Origin of the sequence: Micromonospora sp. NPDC005173, assembly GCF_040608515.1 — a bacterium.
Lineage (GTDB): Bacteria > Actinomycetota > Actinomycetes > Mycobacteriales > Micromonosporaceae > Micromonospora.
The window spans coordinates 213,828-237,735 of record NZ_JBEXIK010000004.1 but is presented as its reverse complement, the minus strand read 5'-3'; the positions used below and the strand labels follow the sequence as shown (position 1 = coordinate 237,735).

At 69.9% G+C, this 23,908-nt stretch carries 19 protein-coding genes; 12 read left to right on the top strand and 7 right to left on the bottom strand.

Annotated elements, in window-relative coordinates; genetic code table 11:
- Window positions 1–5: 5 nt before the first annotated feature.
- The 3 genes from ABZV00_RS08135 to ABZV00_RS08125 all read right to left on the bottom strand — a co-directional run bounded on the left by ABZV00_RS08135 (window position 6) and on the right by ABZV00_RS08125 (window position 2,918).
- Window positions 6–482 carry a heme-degrading domain-containing protein gene (locus ABZV00_RS08135; protein WP_328417730.1) on the bottom strand — a complete coding sequence of 159 codons (477 nt, stop codon included), beginning with the start codon at window positions 480–482 and terminating at the stop codon, window positions 6–8.
- 113 nt (window positions 483–595) lie between these two features.
- The gene (locus ABZV00_RS08130) at window positions 596–2,056 is read right to left on the bottom strand and encodes an SDR family NAD(P)-dependent oxidoreductase (RefSeq protein ID WP_355602926.1); all 1,461 of its coding nucleotides are present in this window, start codon (window positions 2,054–2,056) and stop codon (window positions 596–598) included.
- Window positions 2,057–2,207: 151 nt separating this feature from the next.
- Window positions 2,208–2,918, bottom strand: coding sequence for a DUF2470 domain-containing protein (locus ABZV00_RS08125; RefSeq protein WP_355603125.1), 711 nt, complete (start codon window positions 2,916–2,918; stop codon window positions 2,208–2,210).
- 71 nt (window positions 2,919–2,989) lie between these two features.
- Between ABZV00_RS08125 and rpsD the strand changes: the two genes are divergently transcribed.
- Together rpsD and ABZV00_RS08115 are read left to right on the top strand one after the other, a co-directional pair.
- A complete protein-coding gene (rpsD, locus tag ABZV00_RS08120; RefSeq protein WP_355602924.1) occupies window positions 2,990–3,598 on the top strand; it encodes a 30S ribosomal protein S4 in 609 nt (202 codons plus the stop codon).
- 218 nt (window positions 3,599–3,816) lie between these two features.
- Window positions 3,817–4,683, top strand: coding sequence for an endo alpha-1,4 polygalactosaminidase (locus tag ABZV00_RS08115; protein ID WP_355602922.1), 867 nt, complete (start codon window positions 3,817–3,819; stop codon window positions 4,681–4,683).
- A 37-nt stretch (window positions 4,684–4,720) separates the two neighbouring features.
- Here the strand turns inward: ABZV00_RS08115 and ABZV00_RS08110 are convergent, their stop codons facing one another.
- Entirely contained in the window at window positions 4,721–5,848 is a 1,128-nt protein-coding gene (locus tag ABZV00_RS08110) for a DUF4185 domain-containing protein (protein WP_355602920.1), read from the bottom strand.
- Between the two features lie 321 nt (window positions 5,849–6,169).
- Complete coding sequence (locus ABZV00_RS08105) at window positions 6,170–8,524, bottom strand: AbfB domain-containing protein (RefSeq protein WP_355602918.1); 2,355 nt, start codon at window positions 8,522–8,524, stop codon at window positions 6,170–6,172.
- Between the two features lie 240 nt (window positions 8,525–8,764).
- Here ABZV00_RS08105 and ABZV00_RS08100 point away from each other — a divergent pair, with 240 nt between their 5' ends.
- From ABZV00_RS08100 to ABZV00_RS08080, 5 genes are all read left to right on the top strand, one after another.
- Window positions 8,765–9,781: a LacI family DNA-binding transcriptional regulator gene (locus ABZV00_RS08100; protein ID WP_355602916.1), complete on the top strand. Its 1,017-nt coding sequence runs from the start codon at window positions 8,765–8,767 to the stop codon at window positions 9,779–9,781.
- A gap of 240 nt (window positions 9,782–10,021) precedes the next feature.
- Window positions 10,022–11,563 (top strand): LPXTG cell wall anchor domain-containing protein, encoded by a 1,542-nt coding sequence (locus tag ABZV00_RS08095; RefSeq protein WP_355602914.1) that lies wholly within the window; start codon window positions 10,022–10,024, stop codon window positions 11,561–11,563.
- 171 nt (window positions 11,564–11,734) lie between these two features.
- Window positions 11,735–12,475 carry a GNAT family N-acetyltransferase gene (locus ABZV00_RS08090; RefSeq protein ID WP_355602912.1) on the top strand — a complete coding sequence of 247 codons (741 nt, stop codon included), beginning with the start codon at window positions 11,735–11,737 and terminating at the stop codon, window positions 12,473–12,475.
- A 136-nt stretch (window positions 12,476–12,611) separates the two neighbouring features.
- Window positions 12,612–13,406 carry a serine protease gene (locus ABZV00_RS08085; protein ID WP_355602910.1) on the top strand — a complete coding sequence of 265 codons (795 nt, stop codon included), beginning with the start codon at window positions 12,612–12,614 and terminating at the stop codon, window positions 13,404–13,406.
- 130 nt (window positions 13,407–13,536) lie between these two features.
- Window positions 13,537–14,967, top strand: coding sequence for an FAD-dependent oxidoreductase (locus tag ABZV00_RS08080; protein WP_355602908.1), 1,431 nt, complete (start codon window positions 13,537–13,539; stop codon window positions 14,965–14,967).
- Window positions 14,968–14,990: 23 nt separating this feature from the next.
- Here the strand turns inward: ABZV00_RS08080 and ABZV00_RS08075 are convergent, their stop codons facing one another.
- Entirely contained in the window at window positions 14,991–16,409 is a 1,419-nt protein-coding gene (locus tag ABZV00_RS08075; RefSeq protein WP_355602906.1) for a WGR domain-containing protein, read from the bottom strand.
- 225 nt (window positions 16,410–16,634) lie between these two features.
- Here ABZV00_RS08075 and ABZV00_RS08070 point away from each other — a divergent pair, with 225 nt between their 5' ends.
- Window positions 16,635–17,660, top strand: a complete 1,026-nt coding sequence (locus tag ABZV00_RS08070; protein WP_355602904.1) for an intradiol ring-cleavage dioxygenase — start codon at window positions 16,635–16,637, stop codon at window positions 17,658–17,660.
- Window positions 17,661–18,022: 362 nt separating this feature from the next.
- Window positions 18,023–20,893 carry a glycosyl hydrolase gene (locus ABZV00_RS08065; RefSeq protein ID WP_355602902.1) on the top strand — a complete coding sequence of 957 codons (2,871 nt, stop codon included), beginning with the start codon at window positions 18,023–18,025 and terminating at the stop codon, window positions 20,891–20,893.
- Window positions 20,894–20,986: 93 nt separating this feature from the next.
- On the opposite strand, the gene ABZV00_RS08060 is transcribed toward ABZV00_RS08065, so the two are convergent.
- Window positions 20,987–21,922, bottom strand: a complete 936-nt coding sequence (locus ABZV00_RS08060; RefSeq protein ID WP_355602900.1) for an SDR family NAD(P)-dependent oxidoreductase — start codon at window positions 21,920–21,922, stop codon at window positions 20,987–20,989.
- 246 nt (window positions 21,923–22,168) lie between these two features.
- Between ABZV00_RS08060 and ABZV00_RS08055 the strand changes: the two genes are divergently transcribed.
- The 3 genes from ABZV00_RS08055 (at window position 22,169) to ABZV00_RS08045 (ending at window position 23,899) form a co-directional block, all read left to right on the top strand.
- Window positions 22,169–23,074, top strand: coding sequence for a LysR family transcriptional regulator (locus tag ABZV00_RS08055; protein ID WP_355602898.1), 906 nt, complete (start codon window positions 22,169–22,171; stop codon window positions 23,072–23,074).
- Between the two features lie 165 nt (window positions 23,075–23,239).
- Window positions 23,240–23,362, top strand: a complete 123-nt coding sequence (locus ABZV00_RS08050; RefSeq protein WP_328417692.1) for a ribosomal protein bL36 — start codon at window positions 23,240–23,242, stop codon at window positions 23,360–23,362.
- Window positions 23,363–23,488: 126 nt separating this feature from the next.
- Window positions 23,489–23,899, top strand: a complete 411-nt coding sequence (locus tag ABZV00_RS08045; protein WP_355602896.1) for a hypothetical protein — start codon at window positions 23,489–23,491, stop codon at window positions 23,897–23,899.
- Window positions 23,900–23,908: the final 9 nt, after the last annotated feature.

Below are 23,908 nucleotides of genomic sequence, written 5' to 3'. Positions count from 1 at the left end.
GACCGTTATCGCGGGAGCTTGCGAAGGATGTCGACGACGAAGCGGTGGTCGTCCAGTTGCGGAAGACCGGAGACACCCACCCAGCCCACCACGCCGGTGCCGCGAACGCGCAGCGGCACCGCACCTCCGGCGGCCGCGTACCGGGACGCCGGCAGGCCGTACTTCTCCGTCAGCGTCGTCTGCTTGTCCTGGCACAGCCGGGCCATGTACAGCGACGAGTGCTCGAACCGCATCACCACGCGTCCCTTGCGGCGCAGCCACGCGTCGTTGTCCAGGGTCGAACCAGGCAGGCCGCAGTGGAAGAGCTGACGCCCGGCCCGCCACACACCCACCGCGACCGGGAGCCGCTGCTCGCTCGCGGCGGCGACGGCCAGCATGCCCAACTCGTACGCGTCGGTCTCCGACAGGCCCGGCAGCTCCAGCTCGATCTCCTCACGCTGCAGCTCGTCCAACGTCGGCCACGCGTCACGGTCAGATGGCATGCGTACCTTCTCCTCATCGAGTGGCGGCCGCCCGGGTGTGGGTAGGGCCGCGTGGGCGTACCTGGTGATTGTCGCAAACCCGCTGGACGCGCCGTGGCGGGTGGAAGCGCCGATCACCAGGCGCAGGGCGCGTAGTCCTTCAGGAAGCAGCCGTAGAGGTCTTCGCCCTGTTCGCCGCGGACGATCGGGTCGTACACCCGGGCGGCTCCGTCGACCAGGTCCAGCGGGGCGTGGAAGCCCTCGTCCGCCAGCCGCATCTTCGTCGGGTGGGGTCGTTCATCGGTGATCCAGCCGGTGTCGACGCTGGTCATCAGGATGCCGTCGGTCAGCATCTCCTGGGCGCTGGTCCGGGTCAGCATGTTCAGCGCGGCCTTGGCCATGTTGGTGTGCGGATGCCCCGGCCCCTTGTACCCGCGGCCGAACTGCCCCTCCATCGCCGACACGTTCACCACGTACTTGCGGCGGGCCTTCGCTGCGGCCATCGCCGGCCGTAGCCGGCTGACCAGCATGAACGGCGCCGTCACGTTGCACAGCTGCACTTCGAGCAGCTCTACCGGGTCCACCTCGTGCACCCGCTGCACCCAGCTGTTGACCGAGTCGAGGTCCGGCACGAGACCGCCGGCGTCGATGGCCGTGGACGCCGCGATCCGCTCCGGCGAGGCGGAGCCGCTGGTCAACGCCAGTGCGGTGAGCGCGTGCGGGGTGAGCGCGGTCGACTGCGGCCCGGCGGTCAGGCTGCCCGTCGGCGCGCCCTGGCTTCCCGGCTTGGCGAACGTGATCAGCTCCGGCAGCGGGCCGTCCGGCAGGGCCGCGGCCTCCGCGGCGACGAGCTGCGCGTACGCCCCGGGCGAGCGGCGGACGGTCTGCGCCGCATTGTTGATCAGGATGTCGAGTGGACCCTGGCTGCTGACCGAATCGGCGAGGGCGATCACCTGGGCGGGGTCGCGCAGGTCGATCCCGACGATCCGCAGGCGGTGCAGCCAGTCCGCGCTGTCGGGCATCGCGGCGAACCGGCGGACCGCGTCGTGCGGGAACCGCGTGGTCACCGTGGTGTGCGCGCCGTCACGCAGCAGCCGCAGCGCGATGTACATGCCGATCTTCGCCCGGCCGCCGGTGAGCAGCGCCCGCCGGCCGGTCAGGTCGGTGCGGGCGTCCCGGCGCTCGCGGTTGAGCGCGGCGCAGGAAGGGCAGAGCTGGTGATAGAAGGCGTCCACCTCGCGGTATCGCTGCTTGCAGACGTAGCAGCCGCGCGGATTGTGCAGGAGCCCGGCCGTGGCACTCGCGGTGGGAGAGGCGAGCGGGATGCCCTGGGTCTCGTCGTCGATCCGGCCGGGGGCACCGGTGGCGGTGGCCGCCGTCACGGCGCGGTCGGCTGCCGCGATGGCGTCGCGCCGCTCCTCGCGTCGCCGCTGCTTGATCACCTTGTAGAGCTTCGCGGTGGCCCGCTGTACCCGCACCACGTCGGGGTGATCGGGAGGCAGGGCCTCCAACGCTTCGAAGACGCTGAGACAGGTCTCCAGCCGGCTCCGGTCAATCGCGTGCTGACCGTTTTCGGTAATGTTGTCCGCCGTCATACGTCTCTGTCTCGTCCCGTTCCTGTACCGGATTACGCCCGGCCCACCTCACGTCCGACCAGGAACTGTACGCACCGTGCGGCCTCCGACGCATCCCGCGCCGCTTTGTCGGCCAGCCGCACCTGAGGATCGGTCCGCACCGGCGCTCTGGTCACCGGTGGGCGCGCGGAGGCCGGCAGCGTCGGCTCTGCCTGAGCAGTGCGTCGATCTGGGCGCCGAGTTGGTCCGGATGGCGTACCGGGGCGGGAAACCTCAGCCGGATGTCCCGGTCGCTGTTCAGCAGTTCGAGTCGTAGCACGAGGCCGTGGCGGTCCAGCCGCAGCGGGCGGACCATACGGACGCCGTGCAACTGGTGGGGATCCACCAGCCGGCACAGTCGTTCGACCGTGTGCGGGTGGTGATGGTCGAGGTGGCACAACAGCTCGGCTTCGGTGGCGGCCAGCGGGTCGGGCTGGGCAGTGGTGAAGTCGGTCGGGTCGATCGCGGTGGTGCCCTCGCTGGTGGTCAACTCGGCGGTGGCGAGGTCGAGAACGGTCACCAGTTGGTTGTCCTCGGCGTCACAGTCGATGGTGTCGGCCGGGCTCAGCCAGCCGGTGAGCGTGCCGCGTGCCCGGACCCGGTCGCGTACCGGGGTGGGTGCCAGGTCGGTCACCTCGATCATCGCCACCGTCTCCCGCTGGTGCGCGATGTCCTGCGCCATGCGGCAGCCTGCCGGCAGCTCGACCCGTACCCGCCCGTCGCCGGTGACGGAGTGCCGGCCGGCGATGTCCGCCCGATAGCCCGGTGTGTGCAGGCCCAGGGACTGGGCGGCGACGAGCATCGATCGGAGCCGGCTTGCCGGGCTGTCTGTCGCGTCCGTCATGTCGGTCGGCTGGTTGCTCAACCCGATCACCTCCTAATAAGGTAAGGCTTACCTTAGTTGAGAGGTGAAGGATGAATCAGACCCGCCCCAAGGTCAAGCGCTCCCGCGCGTTGGGCATCGCCCTGACTCCGAAGTGCGTGCGGTACTTCGAACGCCGTCCGTTCCCGCCGGGTCAGCACGGCCGTGCCCGCCGCACCACCAGTGACTACAAGGTCCGCCTGTTGGAGAAGCAGCGCCTCAAGGCGCAGTACGACCTGCACGAGGGCCAGCTACGGCGCGCGTTCGACCGGGCCGTACGCCGGCCGGGCAAGACCGGTGAGGAGTTGATCGTCGACCTGGAGACCCGGCTCGACGCGCTGGTGCTGCGGGCAGGTTTCGCGCGCACGATCTATCAGGCCCGCCAGGTCGTCACCCACCAGCACCTCACAGTGAACGGTCGTCGGCTGGACCGGCCGTCGGCACGGCTGAGCCCCGGCGACGTCATCGCGGTGGCGGACCGGAGCCGGGGCAAGGCCCCGTTCGTCGTGGCGGCGGCCGGGGCGCACGCCCCGGAGCGTCCCGCGCCGTATCTGGAGGTCAACCTGACCGGTCTGACCGCACGCCTGGTCCGGGTTCCGCTGCGGACGGAGGTTCCGATCCTCTGCGACGAGCAGCTCGTCGTCGAGTACTACTCGCGCTGACCACTCGGGCCGGTCCGCATCCAGGGCCGCGACGGTGGGCCGGTACGCCCGTCGGTCCAGGTATCCGGCCCGGCGCGACCGGGGGCCAGTCCACCGACCCGGGACCCGACGGCGACGGTGATTGCCTGGGCGACGGCGGTGACCTGGACGACGGACGGCATCCTGGTTGGCGGGAACCGACGGTCGGGCGGTTCAGGTACCGCAGGGGAGCTGACGGGATGAGAAGGTGGTTGGCGGCCGCCCTGGCCACGGTCGTCGCGGTCACCGGCTGCGCCGACACCACCTCGACCGGACCCGCGCCGGACGGCAGCGGGAGCGGAGCCCCGGCGTCGGCCAGCGGTGCCGGCCGGCCCGTGGTGCTGCCGCCAACCAACGGCAGCTTCGACTACCAGATCGGCGGCGCCTACGAGCCGGACGTGGGTGTGGCCATCGTCGAGCGGGATCACTCCGGTGTGCCCTCGGGCGCCGCCTACAACATCTGCTACGTCAACGCCTTCCAAACCCAGCCGGAGGCTGCGGCGTGGTGGAAGGCGGAACACCGCGACCTGTTGCTGAAGGCGGCGGACGGCTCGTACGTCGAGGATCCAGAATGGCCGGGCGAGATTCTGTTGGACACCACGACGCCGGCGCGCCGGACCGCCATCGCCGGCGTCGTTCAAGGCTGGATGGACGAGTGCGCGGCGAAGGGGTTCCGGGCGGTCGAGCCGGACAACCTCGACTCCTGGACGCGGTCCGGCGACCGGTTGACCCACGACCACAACATGGCGCTGGCGCGGTTGCTGGTCGAACATGCGCACGACGCGGGGCTGGCGGTGGCGCAGAAGAACACGCCGGAGCTGGCGCCGTATGGCCGCGACCAGATTGGCTTCGACTTCGCCGTGGTCGAGGAGTGCCAGCACCACGACGAGTGCCAGAGCTACACCGACGCGTACGGTGACCATCTGATCGAGATCGAGTACACCGACAACCCGGTGAGCGCGTACCTCCGGGCCTGCGCCATTCGCGGTGCCCGGATCTCCGTCATCCTGCGCGACCGTGACGTCGTGCCCTTCGGACGCCAGGGCTACCACTACGAGCGGTGCTGACCGTCGCGCGCCTGAACCGCCGTGGTCAGCGGCCCGGTCACACCGAGCCGACGAACTGGCTGACGTGGTAGGCGGTGCTGCGGCCGTCCGCCGTACGCGTCCACTTCGAGACCATCAGGCGCAGGTCGTTGGCGTTGCGGCTCGACCAGGGATGGATGAACCCGCCGTAGAGGGCGGGCTCCTGCCAGCTCGTCACCTGGATCTTCTCCGCCGTCCACGCCCGGTCCGGGCCGGAGGCGGTCCGGGTGACCACGCAGCCGGTCTGGCAGTTCAGGTACGACATCACCCAGGTGCCATCACTCAGGCGCCGGACCGACGGCTCGCCGAAGCGGCCCGTGAGAATGGGTGTGCAGGGCCGCCCCCAGCCCCAGTTCGCGCCGTTCCAGCCCCATCCCTCATACGATTCGGGGTAGAACAGCCGGTCCCACCGGACGCGACGCAGCATCATCGGGCCGTCCTGGCGCCCTGATCGCACCGAGAAGACGTAGACGTGGTCACCGTCCCGCTGCATGGTCCACATCTGGAACGGGTCCTTGTTGTCGGAGCTGTTCCACCACTCGAGCGGCGTACGGATGAAGTCGTTGCCGTTGTCGGAGTAGGCCAGCCCCGCGTAGCGCGACTTCCAGTGCGGTCCCGCCGGGCCGGCGGAGTTCCAGTTCTCGATGCTCATGTAGGAGATGAGCTGCCGGCCCGTCTCGGGAAAGCCGATGCCGTCGTTCGGGATGACGGTCACTTCCGGAAGACCGTCGATGCCGATGCCGTGGTGGCCGTTGTGCATCAGTTCCGGCGCGCGTCCGTTGCCGGCGACCCGTGCCGCGCTGTCGAAGACCACGCCGCCCGGCGCGCCCGGGTGGACGGCGGAGCGCAACATGACCGGTGATCGCCAGTCGTTCGGCAGGGGCGGGCCCTCCGGCCACGGTGTGTCGAAGGTGTCGCCGAAGAGGTAGCCGATCGACCCGTTCTCCAGCACGTAGGGAATGCCCAGGTCCGTGCCGGCGACCCGCCACCGGCTGTTGGTGTCGAGGTCCGCGCCGGTCAACCGCTTCTTCCACACCGCCGCCTGGGCCGGACCGGCGGTCGTCAGGACGGCTCCGGCGCCACCGAGTGCGCCGACCGCGCCAACTGCGGCGACGCGACCGATGAACGAGCGGCGACGCATACCCATGGTCGTCCTTCCCGGCGGCAGGACATCGATTGCCGGCGAGTTAACCTGCGACAGTGGCGGATGCCAATGCCTGACCTTCATCGCCATCACAGTGAAGGAAATCTTCAGATGACATTGACGGCGATCATCGATTTGGTGGCACTCTCAGCATTCGACACCGGCGACGTCTACGAAGAAATCGCCCTCTGACCACAACGAGAACGCCGGGGGCCTCCAGTACTACCGCTTCGCCACGCCGGCTGACCGCGGGCGTCCCGGCCAGGCCGGAACCCCCGCGGTCAACCGATGGCTACGACGACCCTGCCGTCGGCCGCTGACCGGTCAGGGTGCCCAGGGAGCGGCGATGTTCCAGGTGCTGTCCGCGGCCCACAGCGCCGGCGTGTTGTACGCGTCGCCGCCGGTGCCGCTGCTGAGCCAGACCTCCGAGTTGTAGTGCCGCAGGTACCTGCCCCGGAAGTTGTACGACTCCAGCGACACCCCCGTGCCGGTCAGGCCCACCCGGGCGCACCAGGTGGCGTCGGCGCGCGTGAGCGCGGAGCCGTCGTTCGGCGAGTTGCGTACCCGGGACGCCTGATGGCGCAGGTACTGCCCCGGATAGTTGACCGACTCGAACGAGTAGCAGTTGGTGTCGGCCAGGCCGGGCCGGATGGTGTAGGTGGCATCGTTCTTGAGCAGGTCCGGGCTGCCGGCGTCGACCACCTCGGTGTAGGCCAGGCTGTCCTGGTGGCGCAGGTACCGGTTGGTGTAGCCGGGCGTCGTCACCTGCAACGACCGCCGGGTGTTGACCGGGAGCGCGACGGGTGCCGAGCTGCCGATGGTCTTCGACGCGTTGATCAGTGCGGTGTTGGCGGCACGGACGCGGGCCTGATCCATCTTGATCACCTGACGGTCATAGGTGAGGAAACCGTTCAGCTCGCCCTCCAGGTCGGTGATCTCCGTGTAGACCGAGGCGCTGAGTCCCTTGCCGAGCATCAGGTTCTGGGTGCCCTGCACCAGCCCCACGTAGCGGTCGGTGAGCGCGGTCGAGCTGGTCTGCCACTCGTAGGCGAAGAACTCGCCGTTCGGGCTGTACTCGTGGCCCGGGGTGTGGATGCCCAGGCCGCCGAACTCGCCGAGCGCGGCGACGCGGCTGTTCGACGGTACCGGGGAGTCCGGTCCGAGGTAGACGTGCCAGTCGTCGATGTCGCCGTTACCGGGGTTGCCGAGGGACTGGCAGCAGTTGTGGCCGCTGTGTGGGTTGACCAGGCGGGTCGGGTCCTGGTTCTTGATGTTCTGCGCGACCCGACGGGTGTCGGCCAGGGCCCGCTCACCCCAGCCCTCGTTGTACGGCGTGTATTCGATGACGGCGGGGGAGCTGCGGTGCTCGTCGACGATCTCGCGTGCCTCGGTCTCGAACTGTGCCTGCTGCGCGTCGGTGGGGTTGATGTCCTGCGCCGTCATCGACGGGATGTCCTGCCAGACAAGCAGGCCGAGCCGGTCGGCGTGGTAGAACCAGCGCTGCGGTTCGACCTTGATGTGCTTGCGCACCATGTTGAAGCCGAGGTCCTTGTGCTTCTGCAGGTCGAAGGCGAGCGCGGCGTCGGTCGGCGCGGTGTACAGCCCGTCCGGCCAGAAGCCCTGGTCGAGGGTGCCGACCTGGAACACGAACTGACCGTTGAGTTTGGGCCGCAGCACCCCGTTCACCAGGCCGGTGGTGATCTCGCGCATGCCGAAGTAGTGCGTGGTCCGGTCGACGGCGGCACCGCCGGCGTTGCGCAGGGTGATCCGGAGGTTGTAGAGGAACGGGTCGTCGGGTGACCAGCGGCGGGCGTTGGGCACCGGCACGCTGAAGTCGGTGAAGCCGCCGGAGGCGGTGCCGACCACGGTACTTCCGTTCAACGCCTCGGCGAGCACGCTGTGCCCGCTGACGTCGCCCCGGGTGAAGACCCGCACCCGCAGGGTGTTGTTGCTCAGGTTCGGGTAGACGTCCACGCTGCTGATCGAGGCCGTGGGCACCGGCTCCATCCACACTGTCTGCCAGATGCCGGAGCTGGGCGTGTAGAAGATCCCACCGGGTTGCTTGGTCTGCTTGCCGATCGGGGGCAGGCTGCCGTTCTGCCGGGTGTCGGTGGGGTCCCACACCTTGACGACGATCTCGTTGGCTCCACTGGTGAGCTGCGGGGTCACGTCGAAGGTGAAGGCGTCGTAGCCACCGGAGTGCGCTCCGACGCGGACGCCGTTGACCCAGACGGTGCTCTGCCAGTCGACCGCGCCGAAGTGCAGCAGCGTCCGCCGGCCGGACCAGTTCGGCGGGATGGTGACGGTGCGTCGGTAGAACAGGTAGTTGCGGTTGTCGTTGGCGGCCCGCTGTATGCCGGAGAGGGCGCTCTCCACCGGGAACGGCACGTTGACCCGCTCGGGCAGGTTGGTGTTGAACTGCGGGGCGTCGTCGGTGGCGGACTGGCGTAGCTGCCACTCGCCGTTGAGGTTGAGCCAGTCCGGCCGGGTCATCTGCGGTCGCGGGTACTCCGGCAGTGGCGTGCCGAGCAACGCCTGGTTGGTCCACGGGGTGGTCAGCGGCGGCGTTTTGGGCGGTACGGCGTGGGCTGGCGGCGCCGGCGCGGCGAGGACGCCGGCGATCAGCGCGAGGATGAGCAGCAGGGGCAGGGCGGGGCGGATGGGGACGTGACGTGTCATGCCGTCTCCGAGGGGCGAGTCGCCGCGGGCGGTGCAGCTGGGCCCGAAGCGCGTTGGCGGTGGGCATCGGGTGGTCACTCGACCGGGGGCGGGCCTCATCGACAGATGTCCGTGGGATTTCCATCAGCAAGCAACGGCAATCATATTGACATCCATCACCACCTGTTTAACGTTATAGAGGCACGGCGGACGCCCCGTCAATCCTTGCCAGCCGCCGGTGGCACCCGGAAGGGTCGGTGGATGGGCGTCAGCCTGAAGGACATCGCCGAGCGCGCCGGCGTCTCGCTGGCCACGGTCTCCAACGTGGTCAACGGGTACCGACCGGTGGGGGAGCGGACCCGGCAGCGGGTGCAGCAGGCGATCGACGAACTCGGTTACAGCCCCAACCTGAGCGCCCGGCACCTCCGCCGAGGGCGTACCGGCCTGATCGCCCTGGCCATTCCGGAGTTGAACAATCCCTACTTCGCCGAGCTCGCCGAGATCGCCATCCGGGAAGCCGCCGGGCTCGGCTACACACTCCTTATGGAGAACACCGCCGCGGACCGGGACGCGGAGCTGCTGCTCCTCGACGGCTCCCGGCGACACATCATCGACGGCCTGATCTTCAGTCCGGTGCGGATCGGTCGGGAAGAGGTGCTGGCCCGGACCGCCGACAGCCCGCTCGTGCTGATCGGCGAGGGCGTCTACGACGTACCGCACGACCACATCGCCATCGACAACGTCGCCGCGAGTCACGCGGCCATCCAGCATCTGGTGGCGATCGGACGCCGCCGGATCGCGTTCATCGGCGCTGCTCCGGGTGGCGACCGGCAGTCGGCGCACCTGCGCATGCGCGGCTACCGGGAGGCCCTGGAGGCAGCCGGCCTGCCGTTCCGCCCGTGGCTGGTCGCCCGTACCGACGAGTTCGGCCGGCTGGACGGCAGGAGGGCCATGCGCGACCTGCTCGCCCTCGGTGAGCCCCCGGACGCGGTCTTCGGCTACAACGACCTGATCGCCATCGGCGCGCTCCGGGCCTTGACCGAGGCCGGTTGCCGGGTGCCGGAGGACGTCGCGGTGATCGGCATCGACGACATCGAGGAGGGACGGTTCAGCACCCCGACCCTCACCACCATCGCGCCGGACAAGGAGGAGATCGGCCGGCTCGCGGTGCGCCGCCTGGTCGCCCGGATCGAGGGCACAGAGGTCGCGGCACCGCTGACCGTGCAGACGCCGTTCCGTCTGATCCGCCGGGAGAGCACCGGTACACCAGGCGCGTGACGACCAGGCGTTTCCCCATCAGGCCGGGGTGCGTAGCGGCAGCTTCCGGCGTGTTCAGCGAGGTCAGGTGCCCCATTTCAGTGACATCCGTGAGAGTCTGACCTCGCTCCGCAGCTCGACGTACCCCGCCGTGCTCCGTCACCTTGCTCGGCGGGGGCTCAACCGGACGGCCGGTGGTTGGCGCGCTCATCCCGCGCCGAACTCCGCCTGCCCACCGTCAATAACCGGAGGAACCCCGCTATGAATCCGTATCCCGCCCGGCGCTGGCTTGCCGGGTTGGCCGTCGTCGGCGCGCTCCTGACCGCGTCCACGGGCATCCCCGCTGCTGCCGCGGCACCTGCTGCTGCCGCGGCGCCTGCTGCTGACGTCGCGATCTACGCCAACAGTGTCACCGTCGCCCCGGCCGGCCCACAGAAATGGGTGGAGCTCAACCCGGTCGGCAGCCGGCGTCCCAGCGCCTACACGGTGCGGGTGGACCGCAGTGCGGTTGCCGCGTTCGCCGACGTCGAGGAGGAAGGTGAACGTGCCTGCACGACGGAGGGTGCCATCATCACCTGCACGGGCGACGACAAGCCGGACTCCACGGACCTGCTCAGCCTGCGTGTGACGGCTCGCGCGGATGCCGAGGTGGGTCAGCGAGGCGAACTGCTGTTCACCGTCACCGTGCCCGGCGTGGGCACCGGAACCTACCGCTCCACCGTCGCCATCGGCGAGGGCGTCGACCTCGCCACCGAGTCCGAGTTGTCGCTCGACGGCACGCTCGGCTCGTCGGTCACCGTACCGCTCAGGGTGGCGAACGCTGGTACCAAGACCGTCCGCGGGGCAGTGCTGTTCATGTCCGGCTCCTACGGGTTCACGCCGTCCAAGCGGTACGAGAACTGCGAATACAGCAACCTCGACCGCGACAGCAGCAGCTTCGCCTGCACGTTCGACGATTCGCTGGCCCCCGGTGAGGCGGTCGGCGTGGATCCGACGTTCGGCGGAACGATCCCCGCCGACAGTTGGGCGCCGAACCGGCACCTCAGCTGGGCCTTCTGGTTCACACCAGCCGACTGGGAGGAGTTCCGTACCCAGTACCGGCCGGCCGAGCCGCTGGGCCCCAAGGGGACCGACCCGGCTCTGAAGCTGGTGCCGGTCAGCGGCGCACAGGCCCGCTCGCTCGGGCAGACCGACACTGAGTCCGTCAACAACGACACCACGGTGACGCTGACCGTGGCCGGCGACCAACGCGCCGACGCCGCCGCGGTGGGCGCCACCGTCACCGGTGCGGTCGGCGCCACCGTCCCGATGACCGTCGGCTACACCAACAACGGCCCCGCGCGCGCCGGAGCCGACGGCCAGCAAGGGCTCGCCATCGCGACCATGGTGACCCTTCCCGCAGGCGTCACCGCGGTCACCGTGTCGAAGTCCTGCGTCGACCCGACGGAGGAGGAATGGCGACCGGGCAAGCCAGGCGCACGGCACTACGAGTGCACGGCCGGCCACACGATCGCCCGCGGCGAGCGGGCGACGTTCGAGTTCGGACTGCGGATCGACCGGCCCGGCAGCCAGTCCGGCACGGTGAAGCTGTACACCTACTCCGGCGACGGCCCGCTCAAGGACCTGAACCCCGCCAACGACAGCGCGAAGATCATGGTCAACCCGGCCGGCGGCGGGGGCGGTTCGCTGCCGATCACCGGTGCGTCCACTGGGCTGATCGCCGGCCTCGGCGGCCTACTGATCGCCCTTGGCGTGGGCGGCTACCTCCTGTCCCGCCGTCGGCACACCCGTTTCGCCGCCTGATCGACCGCGCCTCCACCGGTGCCCCGCCGACCCTGGTCGGCGGGGCACCATCGTCGTGCGTGCGGGTGACCGGGTGGTCCCGCCGTGCGGTCGTGGGCGTGAGCTGGCGAAAGGGAAGGGGCGGACGGAAACCCGGGTGCTACCGCCGAACCGATCCGCTATGGTCCGCCGATGGATCTTGAAATCGTGACGGTCGCGCAGCGGCCCGAACTGGCGCCGCTGCTCGACGACTTCGACGACGCCTGGCCGGAGTTCATGAGCTGGGATCCGATGGCATCGCTATACTACGCGGTGGCCGACAGGCTGTACCCGGAGTTCGTTCTCCTCGCCGTCGACCCCGCTGAGCCGGACCGGGCGGTGGCGCGTGCCTACAGCGTGCCGCTGTCCTGGACCGAGGAACGGCTGCCGCCGGGCGGATGGGATCGGATCGTGCAGCGGGCGACGATCAACCGCCTCGCCGGCACGTCGGCGAACACCGTGTCGGCGCTGGAGATTTGCGTCCGCCCCGAGGCCCGCGGCCGAGGCCTGTCCGCTCGGATGCTCGACGCGATGCGCGAGAACACCCGCCGGCTTGGCTACCACACCCTGGTCGCCCCGGTACGCCCCAGCGGCAAGCACGAGGTTCCCGACGAGCCGATGGACCGGTACGCCTTCCGTGTCCGTGACGACGGCCTGCCGGTGGACCCGTGGTTGCGTACGCACGTGCGCGCTGGCGGGAGGATCGAGTCGGTGGCCCCACGGTCGATGACCATCCCGGGCACGCTGCAGGAGTGGCGGCGGTGGACCGGTCTGCCGTTCGACCGCACCGGCCAGGTGCACGTGCCGGGTGCGCTCGTCCCGGTCTGGTGCGACGTGGAACATGACCACGGCGTCTACGTCGAACCGAACGTGTGGGTCCGCCACCAACTCTGACCCGCCACCGCGATCCATAGCGTCGGCAGTAGGACCCAGAGGGGATGTCCTGCCTGATCCATTGATATCAATATGATGGCCGCAATCTTGAATCAGGTGCGCTCACGAGGCGTGCCTTCCTGATGCGGAGGAATGCATGGTTCGCTGGCGTACCCTCACTGGCCTGTTGGCCACCGTGTTGGCCGCGGTAACCGCGGGCAGCCTGGCTCTCGCGGCGCCGGCGGCCGCGGCCGACAGCCCCATCACGCCGAACGTTGTCGGTGGCACCCGCGCCGCCCAGGGCGAGTTCCCGTTCATGGTGCGGCTCTCGATGGGGTGCGGTGGGGCCCTGTACAGCGCGCGGTTGGTGCTCACCGCGGCGCACTGCGTGGGTGCCACCGGCACCAACAGCAGCATCACCGCGACGCTCGGGACGGTCGACCTCCAGTCGTCCAGCCGGATCACCGTCCGGTCGAACTACGTCTACCGGGCTCCCGGCTACAACGGCAGCGGCAGGGACTGGGCGCTGATCCGGCTGGCCACCCCCGTCACCGGGCTGAGCACGCTGAAGATCGCCAACACGACCGCCTACGACACCGGCACCTTCACTGTCGCCGGCTGGGGCGCCGCGCGTGAGGGTGGAGCGCAGCAGCGGTACCTGCTCAAGGCGACCGTCCCGTTTGTCAGCGACTCCGTCTGCAACTCCAACTACGGCGGCGACCTCATCCCCGCACAGGAAATCTGCGCCGGCTACGCCAGCGGTGGCGTGGACACCTGCCAGGGTGACTCGGGCGGCCCGATGTTCCGCCGCGACGCCAACAACGCCTGGATCCAGGTCGGCATCGTCAGCTGGGGCAACGGCTGCGCGCGACCCAACTACCCCGGGGTCTACACCCAGGTGAGCTACTTCGCCTCGACCATCGCCTCGGCCGCAGCAAGCCTCGGCGGTTGATCGTACGACCGATCGGGCGGCCCGGCCGGCGACGGCCCGGGCCGCCCGCGTGTGCTCGGAGCAATGACTGTGGTGGATATCGTGGTTACGGTCGTGGGTGAGGTTTCCCGACCACCTGAGGAGCGACCGCATGCCACCCTCCCCGTCCCGGCTCTTCGCCGAGATAGCAACGGCTGAAAGTCCCGCTCAGACCACAGTGGTCATGCGGCGTGCGGTGGTACTCGGCGGCAGCATCGCCGGGCTGATGGCGGCCCGGGTGCTGAGCGACCACGCCGAGGAAGTGCTGATCATCGAGCGGGATCCCTCCGATATGGACAGTGAGCCCCGGCCCGGTGTGCCGCAGGGCAGCCAGGTGCACGCGTTGCTGCCCTCCGGTCAGATCCAGTTGGAACGCTGGTTTCCGGGCATCGTCGACGAGGCGCTCGCGCTCGGCGCCCCGCCGCCGCCAGGCGACGTGGGCACGGCGAAGATCTTCGTGAACGGTGAACTGGGGCTGCCGCCGGAGCCGTCCGGCACCGGGCCGGCGCTGATCACGACGCGACCGTTCCTGGAAGCGCTGATCCGGCGGCGGACCCTCGCCGTCGGGAACATCCGGATGGTGTACGGCCGGGCGGACGGCCTGGTCCTCGCCGACCGGCGCGTCACCGGCGCCTCCTACGTGCCGGAGGGCGGCAAGGAGCCGGTCGTCGAACCGGCGGACCTGGTGGTCGACGCGATGGGGCGGTCCAGCCGGCTGAGCGACTGGCTGGCGGACAACGGGTGGCCTCGCCCGCCGATGCAGCGGATGCCGATCAAACTGAACTACGCGACCGCGCTCTACAAGCAGGACGAGAAGGTCAGCGATACCTGGGTGGTGGTCTACCACACCATGGCGGGCAAGGGCCGTACCGCGCGGATCGGCGGGATCAACTCGGTCGAGGGAAACCGCTGGATCATGTTGGTGGCCGGCTACGACGAGGACAGGCCCAGCCGCGACGTAGCCGACTTCACCGACCGCTGCCGCGAGCACTATCCCCGGATGTTCGGCGACATCGCCGAACATGGGGAGATGCTCGGCGGGGTGGTCACGTACCACCAGGCAGACAGTCGACGCCGGGACTTCCACAAGCTCGACCGGATGCCCGCCGGCCTGGTGGCCGCCGGCGACGCGGTCGCCTCCTTCAATCCGGTGTACGGCCAGGGCATGACCTCCGCGACGTTGCACGCCTCCTGCCTGTCGGCGTACCTGCGGTCGAACCCAGAGCTGGACGAGCCGGCGCGGGCGTACTTCGACCAGGTCCGCGTGATCGTCGACGCCGCGTGGCAGGTCTCCACCTCCGCCGACATCGAGCTTCCGCATGTCGACGGACCGTACCCGCCCGGCTACAAGGTCACGAAGTGGTTCGGTGATCTGCTCTTCCGGACCTCGCTGACCGATCCGGTGCTCAACGCCCGGCTCAGCCGGGTCACCACCATGCTCGACCACCCGGCGACGCTGAGCCGGCCCGGCACCCTGCTCCGGGCGCTCCGACTCGGCCTGTTCCGGAACCGTTCCTCCACCGCCTCGCCCGACAGCCACTGACCGCTTGAACCTGGACGCCTCGCTCAGCGCAGCCGGCGGATGTCGCCGTACGCGCGGTAGAACCCGCCGCGGCCGGACTCGCGGATCTCGGTCACCAGGTAGCGGGCGCCCGGCTCGCGGATGCCCTTGGGGAACTGCACCGACCAGTCGCGCCGGTAGCCGTCGGAAACCACCTGGACCCGCAGTCGGCCGTGATCGTCCAGGCATTGCACCACCACGCCCGCACCGGCGTCGCTGGTCACCTCGACCACCATCGGCTCCACGGTCCGCGGCGCCTGGCGGGGCGCCTTGACGTCCAGCACCTCCGGCACGTCGCCGACCTGGGCCGCCCGTATCGCCGGCTCGCTGGCGTCGATGCAGGCCAGATGACCGCCGGTGGTGACGACGTAGAGGCGTTCGTCGCGGTACTGCATGGAGTACGCCGAGCCGCAGCCGGTGCCGAGCTTCCACAGCCGGGTGCCCGCCGCGTCGAAGCAGTAGATCGAGGACTGGCTGTCGCCGGCGAAGACGTATCGGCCGCCCTCCGCGGTGGCGCAGGAGAAGACCGGGGCGTCGCACCGGTAGCTGCGCTCGACCCGACCGTCCTTGGCCAGCCGCACCACCTCACGGGTGCCCGTCCCGGCGAACACGCTGCCGCGTTCCTGCCACCCGAAGAGCACGGAGCCGGTCGTGGTGTGCCACAGCTCGCGGCCGGTCCGCCAGTCGTAGCCGGTCACGCCCTGCGAGTGGCCGTGGTAGAGCGCGTCGGCGTCGCAGCGCACCATCCAGGCGGAGCGACCCCGCCCGGGCCGGCGCCAGAGGAACTCGTCCTCGTGGTCGATGGCGGCGATCCCGCCGTCGGCGTCCGAGACGCCCAGCACGCCGTCGTGGATGTCCAGCCAGTAGATGTCGATCTCGGGAGCGATCGCGTACGCCACCCGGGGCACCTTGCCGGAGAGGTCGTAGACGTTGCCGTCGTCGCAGCCGGCGTAGATCCAGGCGTCGTCGGCGACGATGCACTTCACCCCGTCGGGGAGGCGGACCTGGCTGCGGACCTGGGCGTCGTGGCCGAGGGTGGTGATCACCCCGTGCTCGTTGCCCACCATGCAGTGCTGATCGTCGACGAAGATGCCGAAGGCGGGGGCGCCGGAGTCGTAGCGCCAGAGCACCGGGGCGGTGTGGGCGGTGGAGCGGGTGCTGACGATCTGCCGGCGGGAGACGCTCCGCCTCTGCCGGACGCCGGGGACCGCCGGGGCGTACCCCTTGCGGACCTTCTCCCCGATCTTCTTCGCCGCGGCCGCCCGGGCCCGGGCGTTGTCCGGATAGGCGCTTGCCTTGATCTGCCCCTGGTCGCCGATCCGGCCGTAACGCACGGTCAGCATGGCGTCGTCGACAACGACCTCGTAGAACTTGTGCGCACCGTCCACTTCGGACAGTTCGAGGTAGGTCGTCTCCTGGGACATGGGGGCCTCCGAGGGGGTCAGCGACCGGCCCGACGTGGCCGGCGCGGCGACAGTGCCCACACACTAACCGTCACCCCCGACAAGATCAGTTGCCGGTGACGGCGGCGAGTACCGGCCGGGGTTCGGCCTCACAGCAGTTTCCTAGCCTCGGCATAGCTGGCTCCCCGGAACCGCGGCCATCGTCGAACTCGCGGAGACACCGTGAGCCGCGACCGGAGGTATCTGATGCAGCATGACCAGCAGCGCCAGCCAGGGCCGATGTACGAGGGCCGCCCGCTGGAGCGGCCCGAGGAGGATGTCGTCGACCAGGGTCTCGGCTTCGACATCGGAACCCTGATGGGCCGCCGGCAGTTGCTGCGGGCGGTCGGCCTGGGCGTGACCACTCTCGGCCTGGCGGCATGCGGGAACGGGTCGGGCGGCAGCCGGTCACCATCGACGTCCTCGTCGGCGGGCGCGAGCGCCACGACCGGTGAGATTCCCGACGAGACCGCTGGCCCCTACCCGGGCGACGGCTCGAACGGCCCGGACGTTCTGGAGCAGAGCGGCGTCGTCCGCAGCGACATCCGGTCGAGCTTCGGTGGGGCCAGCGGCACCGCCGAGGGTGTCCCCATGACGCTTGAGTTGACCATCCAGGACCTGGCGAAAGGCGGTGGAGCCTTCGCCGGAACGGCCGTCTACGTCTGGCAGTGTGATCGGGAAGGCCGCTACTCACTGTATTCCGAGGGCGTCACCGACCAGAACTACCTCCGCGGCGTGCAGATCGCCGACGTGCAAGGAAAGGTGCGGTTCACCAGCATCTTCCCGGCCTGTTACACCGGTCGCTGGCCGCACATCCATTTCGAGGTCTACCCCGACCAGGCCAGCATCAGCGACTCCACGAAGGCGATAGCGACCTCCCAGGTCGCCCTTCCGAAGGACGTCTGCGACAAGGTGTACGCCGAAAAGGGCTACGAGGTGTCAGTCAGGAACATGTCGCAGGTCTCCCTGCAGAACGACAACGTCTTCGGCGACGACGACGGCGCGCTCCAACTTGGCACCGTGACCGGTGATGTCAGCCACGGCTACGCCGTGTCCCTCGCCGTCCGGGTCGACACGGCCACCACCCCGACCGGCGGCGGTGCCCCCGGCGGCGGTATGCCCGGTGGCGGCGCCCCGTCCGGCGCGCCCCCGCGCCCCGACATGTCCGGTGGACCCGGCGGACCCGGTGGGCCCCCTCCGAAGGGACAGCCACGCCCGAGCGGCACAAGCTGACATCCTCGCGCCCAGCACCGCCTTCGCGCGGCGGCAGATCACGGTGATCACGAGGTGAGAGTGCGGTCCGGGTGGGCGGCCCGCGATGCGGCGATCTGAGGCGGCGGCGGTGCTGGCAGCACCGCCGCCACCGTCGTCGTGGGGCGTGCTGCCATGAACGGCTTGCCCACGGCCACGTCTCCGTTCGTCGGGTGTTCGAATCGCCGACATCAGCGCGGAACCCCTTGGAAACATTGACGAGGGTCTCGGTGCTCGATTACCGTGCCGATCGAGAGAGCGCTCTCTCACCTAACCTTCTCCTCAATTACGACGAAACGCGTCGAGGCCGGTAAGCCGGCGTGTCGGCGCGCGATGGAGGCACCATGAAACCTCCCGTCCCACACCGCCGATGGGCCCTGGCCGCCACCACCGCTCTGGTCCTGGCCGTCAGTGGCCTCGCGGTCGCCGTCACCCGCCCCGCGGAAGCTGCCCCCGTCGGCGCCGGCAGCTACACCACCACCCCGGTCGGCCCGCTCCCCACCGGCTGCGGCCCGATGTCCAGCAACCCCCGACAGTTCGCCACCGCCAACGCGCCAGCCGGTGCGATACCCACCAACGACTGGTGGTCCTCGCTGCTCTGGAAGCGCACCGACTGCGCCTTCAGCGAGCCCCTGCACGCCCACCCGCTCTCGTACGACACCTTCACCGACGGCCTCGGCTTCTCCGCCAACTCCACTCCCGCCATCAGCGGCACCTCGACCGGCGTCGGGGAGTACCACTACCCGTACGTCCAGGACATCCGGGTCGGCGTGGCCGGGCTCGGCGCGCCCGTGGTCAAGGTCGACGGCTGGACCGACTGGACGGTCAGCCCGCACTGGAGCGACGGAGCGCGGACCATGCGCGCCACCATCGGCCACGGCCTGCCCTTCGCGTACTTCCAGACCAGCGGTGGGGACGCGGTGATCAGTACGGCCGGCACCGCCGACGTCTGGTCCAACAGCGGCGCCACCATCGGCTTCCGGGTCAACGGCCACGACTACGTCGGGTACGCCCCCAGCGGCGCCAGCTGGACTGTCGGCGCCGGCCGGATCTCCTCCACCCTGGCCGGTCGGGGCTACTTCTCCCTCGCCCTCCTGCCGCCCACGGCGAACGCCACGGAGCGCGCCGACCTGGCGACGACCTACGGCCGGTACGCGCACGCCCACGTCACCGGCACCACCGTCTCGTACGCCTACGACCAGGCGACCAGCGGGCTGACGACCACGTACGCGTTCACCACGACCGCCCGGGAGGGGAGCGCCACGCAGACCGTGGTCAGCCTCTACCCGCACCAGTGGAAGTCGCTGGCCGGCTCGACCCCGATCACTCCGACGTACCCGTCGGCGCGTGGCCGCATGAAGGTGCTCACCGGCGTCAACCAGTTCCGCACCTCGATGAAGTTCCAGGGCGTCCTGCCGGAACTGCCGGCCGTCGGCGACGGCAGCGGCACCGACCTGGCGACGCTCAACAGCCACCTGGCCGCCGCCCGCGCGAACCCGATGGACCAGCGCGGTGGCGACACGTACTGGACGGGCAAGGGGCTCGGCCGGGCGGCCCGACTGGCCGAGGTGGCCGACCTGGTCAATGACACCGCGACGCGGGACAGCGCGCTGAACGCGATCCGCACCACGCTCACCGACTGGTTCACCGCCTCCAGCGGCAAGGCCGCGAAGGTCTTCTACTACGACGCCAACTGGGGCACGCTGATCGGCTACCCGGCGTCGTACGGCTCCGACCAGGAACTCAACGACCACCACTTCCACTACGGCTACTTCATCGCGGCCGCCGCGACGCTGGCCAAGTTCGACCCGGCATGGGCCGCCACCAGCCGGTACGGCGGCATGGTGGACCTGCTGATCCGGGACGCCAACAACTACCGCCGCGACGACACCCGCTTCCCCTACCTGCGCGACTTCGACATCTACGCCGGCCACGACTGGGCGTCCGGGCACGGCTCGTTCGGCTCCGGCAACAACCAGGAGTCCTCGTCGGAGGGGATGAACTTCGCCAACGCCCTGATCCAGTGGGGGCAGGCAACCGGCGACACCGCCGTCCGTGACGCCGGCATCTTCCTCTACACCACACAGGCCGCGGCCATCCAGGAGTACTGGTTCGACGTCAGCGACCAGAACTTCCCCGCCGCCTTCGGGCACTCGACGGTCGGCATGGTCTGGGGCGACGGTGGCGCGTACGCCACCTGGTTCAGTGCCGAACCGGAGATGATCCAGGGCATCAACCTGCTGCCCGTCACCGGCGGACACCTCTACCTAGGCAACAACCCGGCGTACGTGCGGACGAACTACGCCGAACTGGTCCGCAACAACGGCGGCCAGCCGACGGTGTGGCAGGACATCCTCTGGCAGTTCCAGGCCCTCGGTGACGGCGACGCGGCGCTGGCGAACCTCCGTGCGAACCCCGGCTACGCCGTCGAGGAGGGGGAGAGCCGCGCACACACCTTCCACTGGATCCGCAACCTCGCGGCGCTGGGCACCGTCGACACGACGGTGACCGCCAACCACCCGCTGTCAGCGGTCTTCTCGCGCAACGGGGCGCGCACCTACGTGGCGTCGAACCCGACCGCCACGCCGATCACGGTGACATTCTCCAACGGCACCACGCTGGCCTTGCCGGCCGGCCGGACGGCCACCACCGGTGCGTACACCTGGAGTGGCGGCAGCGCCGCGGGCGGCGTACCCCCGACCACCCCACCGCCCACCACACCGCCGCCGACCACCCCGCCACCAACGCCGGGCACTCCGACCCGGTACCTGCTGCCGGGCGGCGGGCTGGGCGCCGCTGGCGGCGCCGCCACCACCACGGTCGCGGCGGCCAACGGAAACCACGACGGTACGCCGACCAACCCGCAGGTCTTCACCGCGACCGGCCTCAACCTCGCCTACTCCGGAGGGCAGACCGCGTTCGACCTGTTCCTGGACGCCGGCTCGGCGGTCGGTAACGGCGTGCAGGTGCGGGTCTCCTACGACCTGACCGGCAACGGCAGTTGGGAGAGGGTGGAGACCTCGCGTTACTTCGCCACCGACCCGGTTCCCGGCTACGAGCACTACACCCAGAACGCCGGTCTGGCCTCGGCCACCGGCACGTTGGGCGCGCTGAGCAACGGCACGGTCCGGGTCGAGGTCTGGTCGGCGATCGGCAACAACCCGAGCACCCTGGGCATCGGCAACCAGTCGGTGCTGCGCCTTCCGTACTCCTGATCCACCCGCCCACGCCGCCGCCGGTCGAGACACGGCCGGCGGCGGCGTGGTGCGACGGGATGGGCCACCCGGATGTGGTGGGGATCGGTGCGGTCAGCCCCGCTGTGCGTCGGCGAGCAGGTCGAGCGAGACCTGCCACAGTCGCTCCGCCGCCGCGGGGTCGATCGCATGGTCGGCGACGCCACTCAGCGGTGTCTCGGCGGTGTGGCGCGCGGCCTGGTTGCAGTCCTCGAAGTACCGGCCGCCGATGCCCTCCAGCTGCGGCCAGGCTGCGAGCAGCACCGAGGTGGCCGCCCCCTGCTCCGGGTTCTTGAAGTCGTACTCCGGAAGCTGCGCGTAGTCCTCCTCGGTGAGGTGGCGCCCCAGGTTGGTGGTGACCGCGCCGGGGTTGGCCGCGTTGACGGTGATGCCGTCGCCGGCCCAGCGCCTGTTCGCCTCGACCGCGAACAGCGCGGTGGCCGTCTTGGACTCGCCGTAGGCGAGGAGGCGGTCATAGGGGCGTTCGTGGAAGTTGATGTCCTCGAAGACGATCGGCGCCTGCACGTGTGCGATGGAGCTGAGCGACACCACGCGGGCCCGGCCGGCCGCTGCGAGCGCCCGGTGCAGCCCGGTGGTGAGCGCGAAGTGGCCGAGGTGGTTGGTGGCGAACTGCAGCTCCCAGCCCTCCGGCGTCCGCATCTCCGGGGTCGCCGACACCCCGGCGTTGTTGACCAGAATGTGCAGGGGGTCTTTCCAGGCGGCGACGAAGGCGGCGACGGACCCCTGGTCGGAGAGGTCCAGAGGGACGACCCGGACCAGCTGGCCCGTGGTGGCGTGGATGTCCTTCGCTGTCCGCTCGCCGGCCTCCCCGTTCCGTACCGCCAGGGTCACCTCGGCGCCCGCGGCGGCGAGCGCCCGGGCGGTCTCGACGCCGATGCCCGATGAGGCGCCGGTGACGATGGCGCGCTGCCCGGTGAGGTCGACACCGGCCACGACGTCACTGGCGGTGGATCGGGCGTTGAAGGGTGTGGTGACGCGGTCTGCACTCATGAATGGGCTTCCTTCGAGATCTTGTCGTTGCGTGTCCGGCGGTGCGAACCGGGTCGGCAACTGCACGTGTGTCCGGTTCCGGCGCTCGCCGCGGCCGGCGATTCCGGCCTGTCCTGCCGCCCGGCTGGTCATGTCCGCACGGACCCGGCCGTGTCCGCACGCCGGTGCGGGCTCCCGGAACGATCCTGCGCGGCGGCCCGCGAAGCGTCCAACACACGCTTCCTGGCGTGGCTACAGTCTGATCCTGTGACCACCCCTGAGCTGCGGCAACTGCGGTATTTCCTGGTCCTCGCAGAGGAACTGAGCTTCACGCGGGCCGCCGCCCGCCTGATGATCGCCCAGCAGTCGCTGTCCCAGCAGATCACCGCCCTGGAACGCGCCCTCGGGGTGAAGCTGTTCGACCGCGGCACCCGCGGCACCACCCTGACCGACATCGGCGCCCTGTTCGTCCCCGAGGCCCGCGCCGTGACGGACCGCGCCGAGGAGGCCGTCGCCGTCGTGGGACGGGCCCGCAGGGGCGAGGTGGGAAACCTCAGCCTGGCCTTCCTGACCACCGTCGCCAACCACCTCCTGCCGCCGGTGGTCCGGGCCGTGCGCCACCAACTCCCCGACCTTCGCCTGACGACGGAGTCCACCGGCATCGCGCCCCTGGTACAGGGTGTCCTCGGCGGACACTATGACCTCGCCTTCACCCGACCCCCGCGGGTGCCCGGCCTGCAGTCCAGGACTCTGGCGACCGAACCGGTGTGCGCCGTACTGCCCGAGGGCCATCCGCTCGCCGAGCGGACCGAACTGAAGCTCGCCGACCTCGCGGACGAACCGTGGGTGATGACCCCGCACAGCTCCTGGGAACCCTGGCACCGCACCTTCGACGATCAGTTCCGGCAAGCGGGCTTCGTGCCGAACGTCGTCCAGGAGGAAGCCAGCGTGCAGAGTCTCCTCGGCCTGGTCGCCGCCGGGCTGGGAGTCACCCGCCTGGCCCGCTCGGCACGCAGCCTTCGCCGCACCGGCGTGGTGTTCGTTCCGCTGACCGGCGCCTTCGTGCACACCGAGATGGTGTGGTTGTCGGGCAACACCTCACCCGTCCTGCGCCGGCTCGTGGACGTGGTCACCGAACTCGCGGCAACGACCGACCTGACCCAGACCGGCTGACACGGAGTGCCGTGGCATGAGCGACGCCCAGTCGGGTACGCGAACGGGGAGCGACCTTTGCAGCACAACGCCGAGTCAGCGGCGAGCGCCGCCGCGACAGTGGAACGGCACGGCTGTGCCGGATCGTCCTGCGGGAGCGGGTATGACCAGGAGAGGGTGGTTGCGATGAAGGTCAGGAACTCTCTGCGCGGGTTGAAGAACAAGATGAACTCGATCGTGGTACGCCGCCGGGGCAGGACTTTCGTCATCAACAAGAACGACCGGCGCCAGAAGGCCCGACAGGGCTGAGAGCCGGCTCACCCACCACCGCTGGCCGGCGTGCCATCAGCCGTCAGCTTTGCGTGCCTCCTTGACCTCAACCAAAGTCGAGGTTCTAGATTCGCTCCACAAGCGATCTTTCAACGGAGGCTCCGCATGGCGACGCAGCACCTTTCCGATGCCGAGCTGGCGGCTCAGCCTGCCGCGTACTGGACCGGCGTGGCCTATGAGGCCCTCATCGCCTTCACCCGGGCCCGGCAGGCCGAGTTCGGCTTCACCCAGCCCCAGTTCTGGCTGCTGCGCAACCTGTCGAAGAACGACATCTCGCCGGACGGCCACGGCATGACCATCACCGAGCTGAAGCTCGCGATGAGCAGTTACCTCAGGCCCGAGGACGATCTGGAGGCCGAGGCAGAGGTTCTGCTGAGCGGGCTTGGCTCACCCGTGATGACCAGGGACGGTTGTGGATCACCGAGGACGGCGACGAGGCTCGTGCCGACCTCAAGAAGCACGCTCCGGCGATCCGTGATCGCATCCACCAGGGCATCGAGGACACCGACTACGTGACGGCCCTGA

Excerpts from the sequence above, each read along its gene's own strand:
- ABZV00_RS08125 (WP_355603125.1), bottom strand. The coding sequence starts at position 2,918 with ATGACGGACGCGACAGACAGCCCGGCAAGCCGGCTCCGATCGATGCTC.
- rpsD (WP_355602924.1), top strand. The coding sequence starts at position 2,990 with ATGAATCAGACCCGCCCCAAGGTCAAGCGCTCCCGCGCGTTGGGCATC.
- ABZV00_RS08075 (WP_355602906.1), bottom strand. The coding sequence starts at position 16,409 with ATGTCCCAGGAGACGACCTACCTCGAACTGTCCGAAGTGGACGGTGCG.
- ABZV00_RS08095 (WP_355602914.1), top strand. The coding sequence starts at position 10,022 with ATGAATCCGTATCCCGCCCGGCGCTGGCTTGCCGGGTTGGCCGTCGTC.
- ABZV00_RS08070 (WP_355602904.1), top strand. The coding sequence starts at position 16,635 with ATGCAGCATGACCAGCAGCGCCAGCCAGGGCCGATGTACGAGGGCCGC.
- ABZV00_RS08085 (WP_355602910.1), top strand. The coding sequence starts at position 12,612 with ATGGTTCGCTGGCGTACCCTCACTGGCCTGTTGGCCACCGTGTTGGCC.
- ABZV00_RS08110 (WP_355602920.1), bottom strand. The coding sequence starts at position 5,848 with ATGGGTATGCGTCGCCGCTCGTTCATCGGTCGCGTCGCCGCAGTTGGC.
- ABZV00_RS08090 (WP_355602912.1), top strand. The coding sequence starts at position 11,735 with ATGGATCTTGAAATCGTGACGGTCGCGCAGCGGCCCGAACTGGCGCCG.
- ABZV00_RS08115 (WP_355602922.1), top strand. The coding sequence starts at position 3,817 with ATGAGAAGGTGGTTGGCGGCCGCCCTGGCCACGGTCGTCGCGGTCACC.
- ABZV00_RS08105 (WP_355602918.1), bottom strand. The coding sequence starts at position 8,524 with ATGACACGTCACGTCCCCATCCGCCCCGCCCTGCCCCTGCTGCTCATC.
- ABZV00_RS08050 (WP_328417692.1), top strand. The coding sequence starts at position 23,240 with ATGAAGGTCAGGAACTCTCTGCGCGGGTTGAAGAACAAGATGAACTCG.
- ABZV00_RS08080 (WP_355602908.1), top strand. The coding sequence starts at position 13,537 with ATGCCACCCTCCCCGTCCCGGCTCTTCGCCGAGATAGCAACGGCTGAA.
- ABZV00_RS08060 (WP_355602900.1), bottom strand. The coding sequence starts at position 21,922 with ATGAGTGCAGACCGCGTCACCACACCCTTCAACGCCCGATCCACCGCC.
- ABZV00_RS08045 (WP_355602896.1), top strand. The coding sequence starts at position 23,489 with ATGGCGACGCAGCACCTTTCCGATGCCGAGCTGGCGGCTCAGCCTGCC.
- ABZV00_RS08100 (WP_355602916.1), top strand. The coding sequence starts at position 8,765 with ATGGGCGTCAGCCTGAAGGACATCGCCGAGCGCGCCGGCGTCTCGCTG.
- ABZV00_RS08065 (WP_355602902.1), top strand. The coding sequence starts at position 18,023 with ATGAAACCTCCCGTCCCACACCGCCGATGGGCCCTGGCCGCCACCACC.
- ABZV00_RS08135 (WP_328417730.1), bottom strand. The coding sequence starts at position 482 with ATGCCATCTGACCGTGACGCGTGGCCGACGTTGGACGAGCTGCAGCGT.
- ABZV00_RS08130 (WP_355602926.1), bottom strand. The coding sequence starts at position 2,056 with ATGACGGCGGACAACATTACCGAAAACGGTCAGCACGCGATTGACCGG.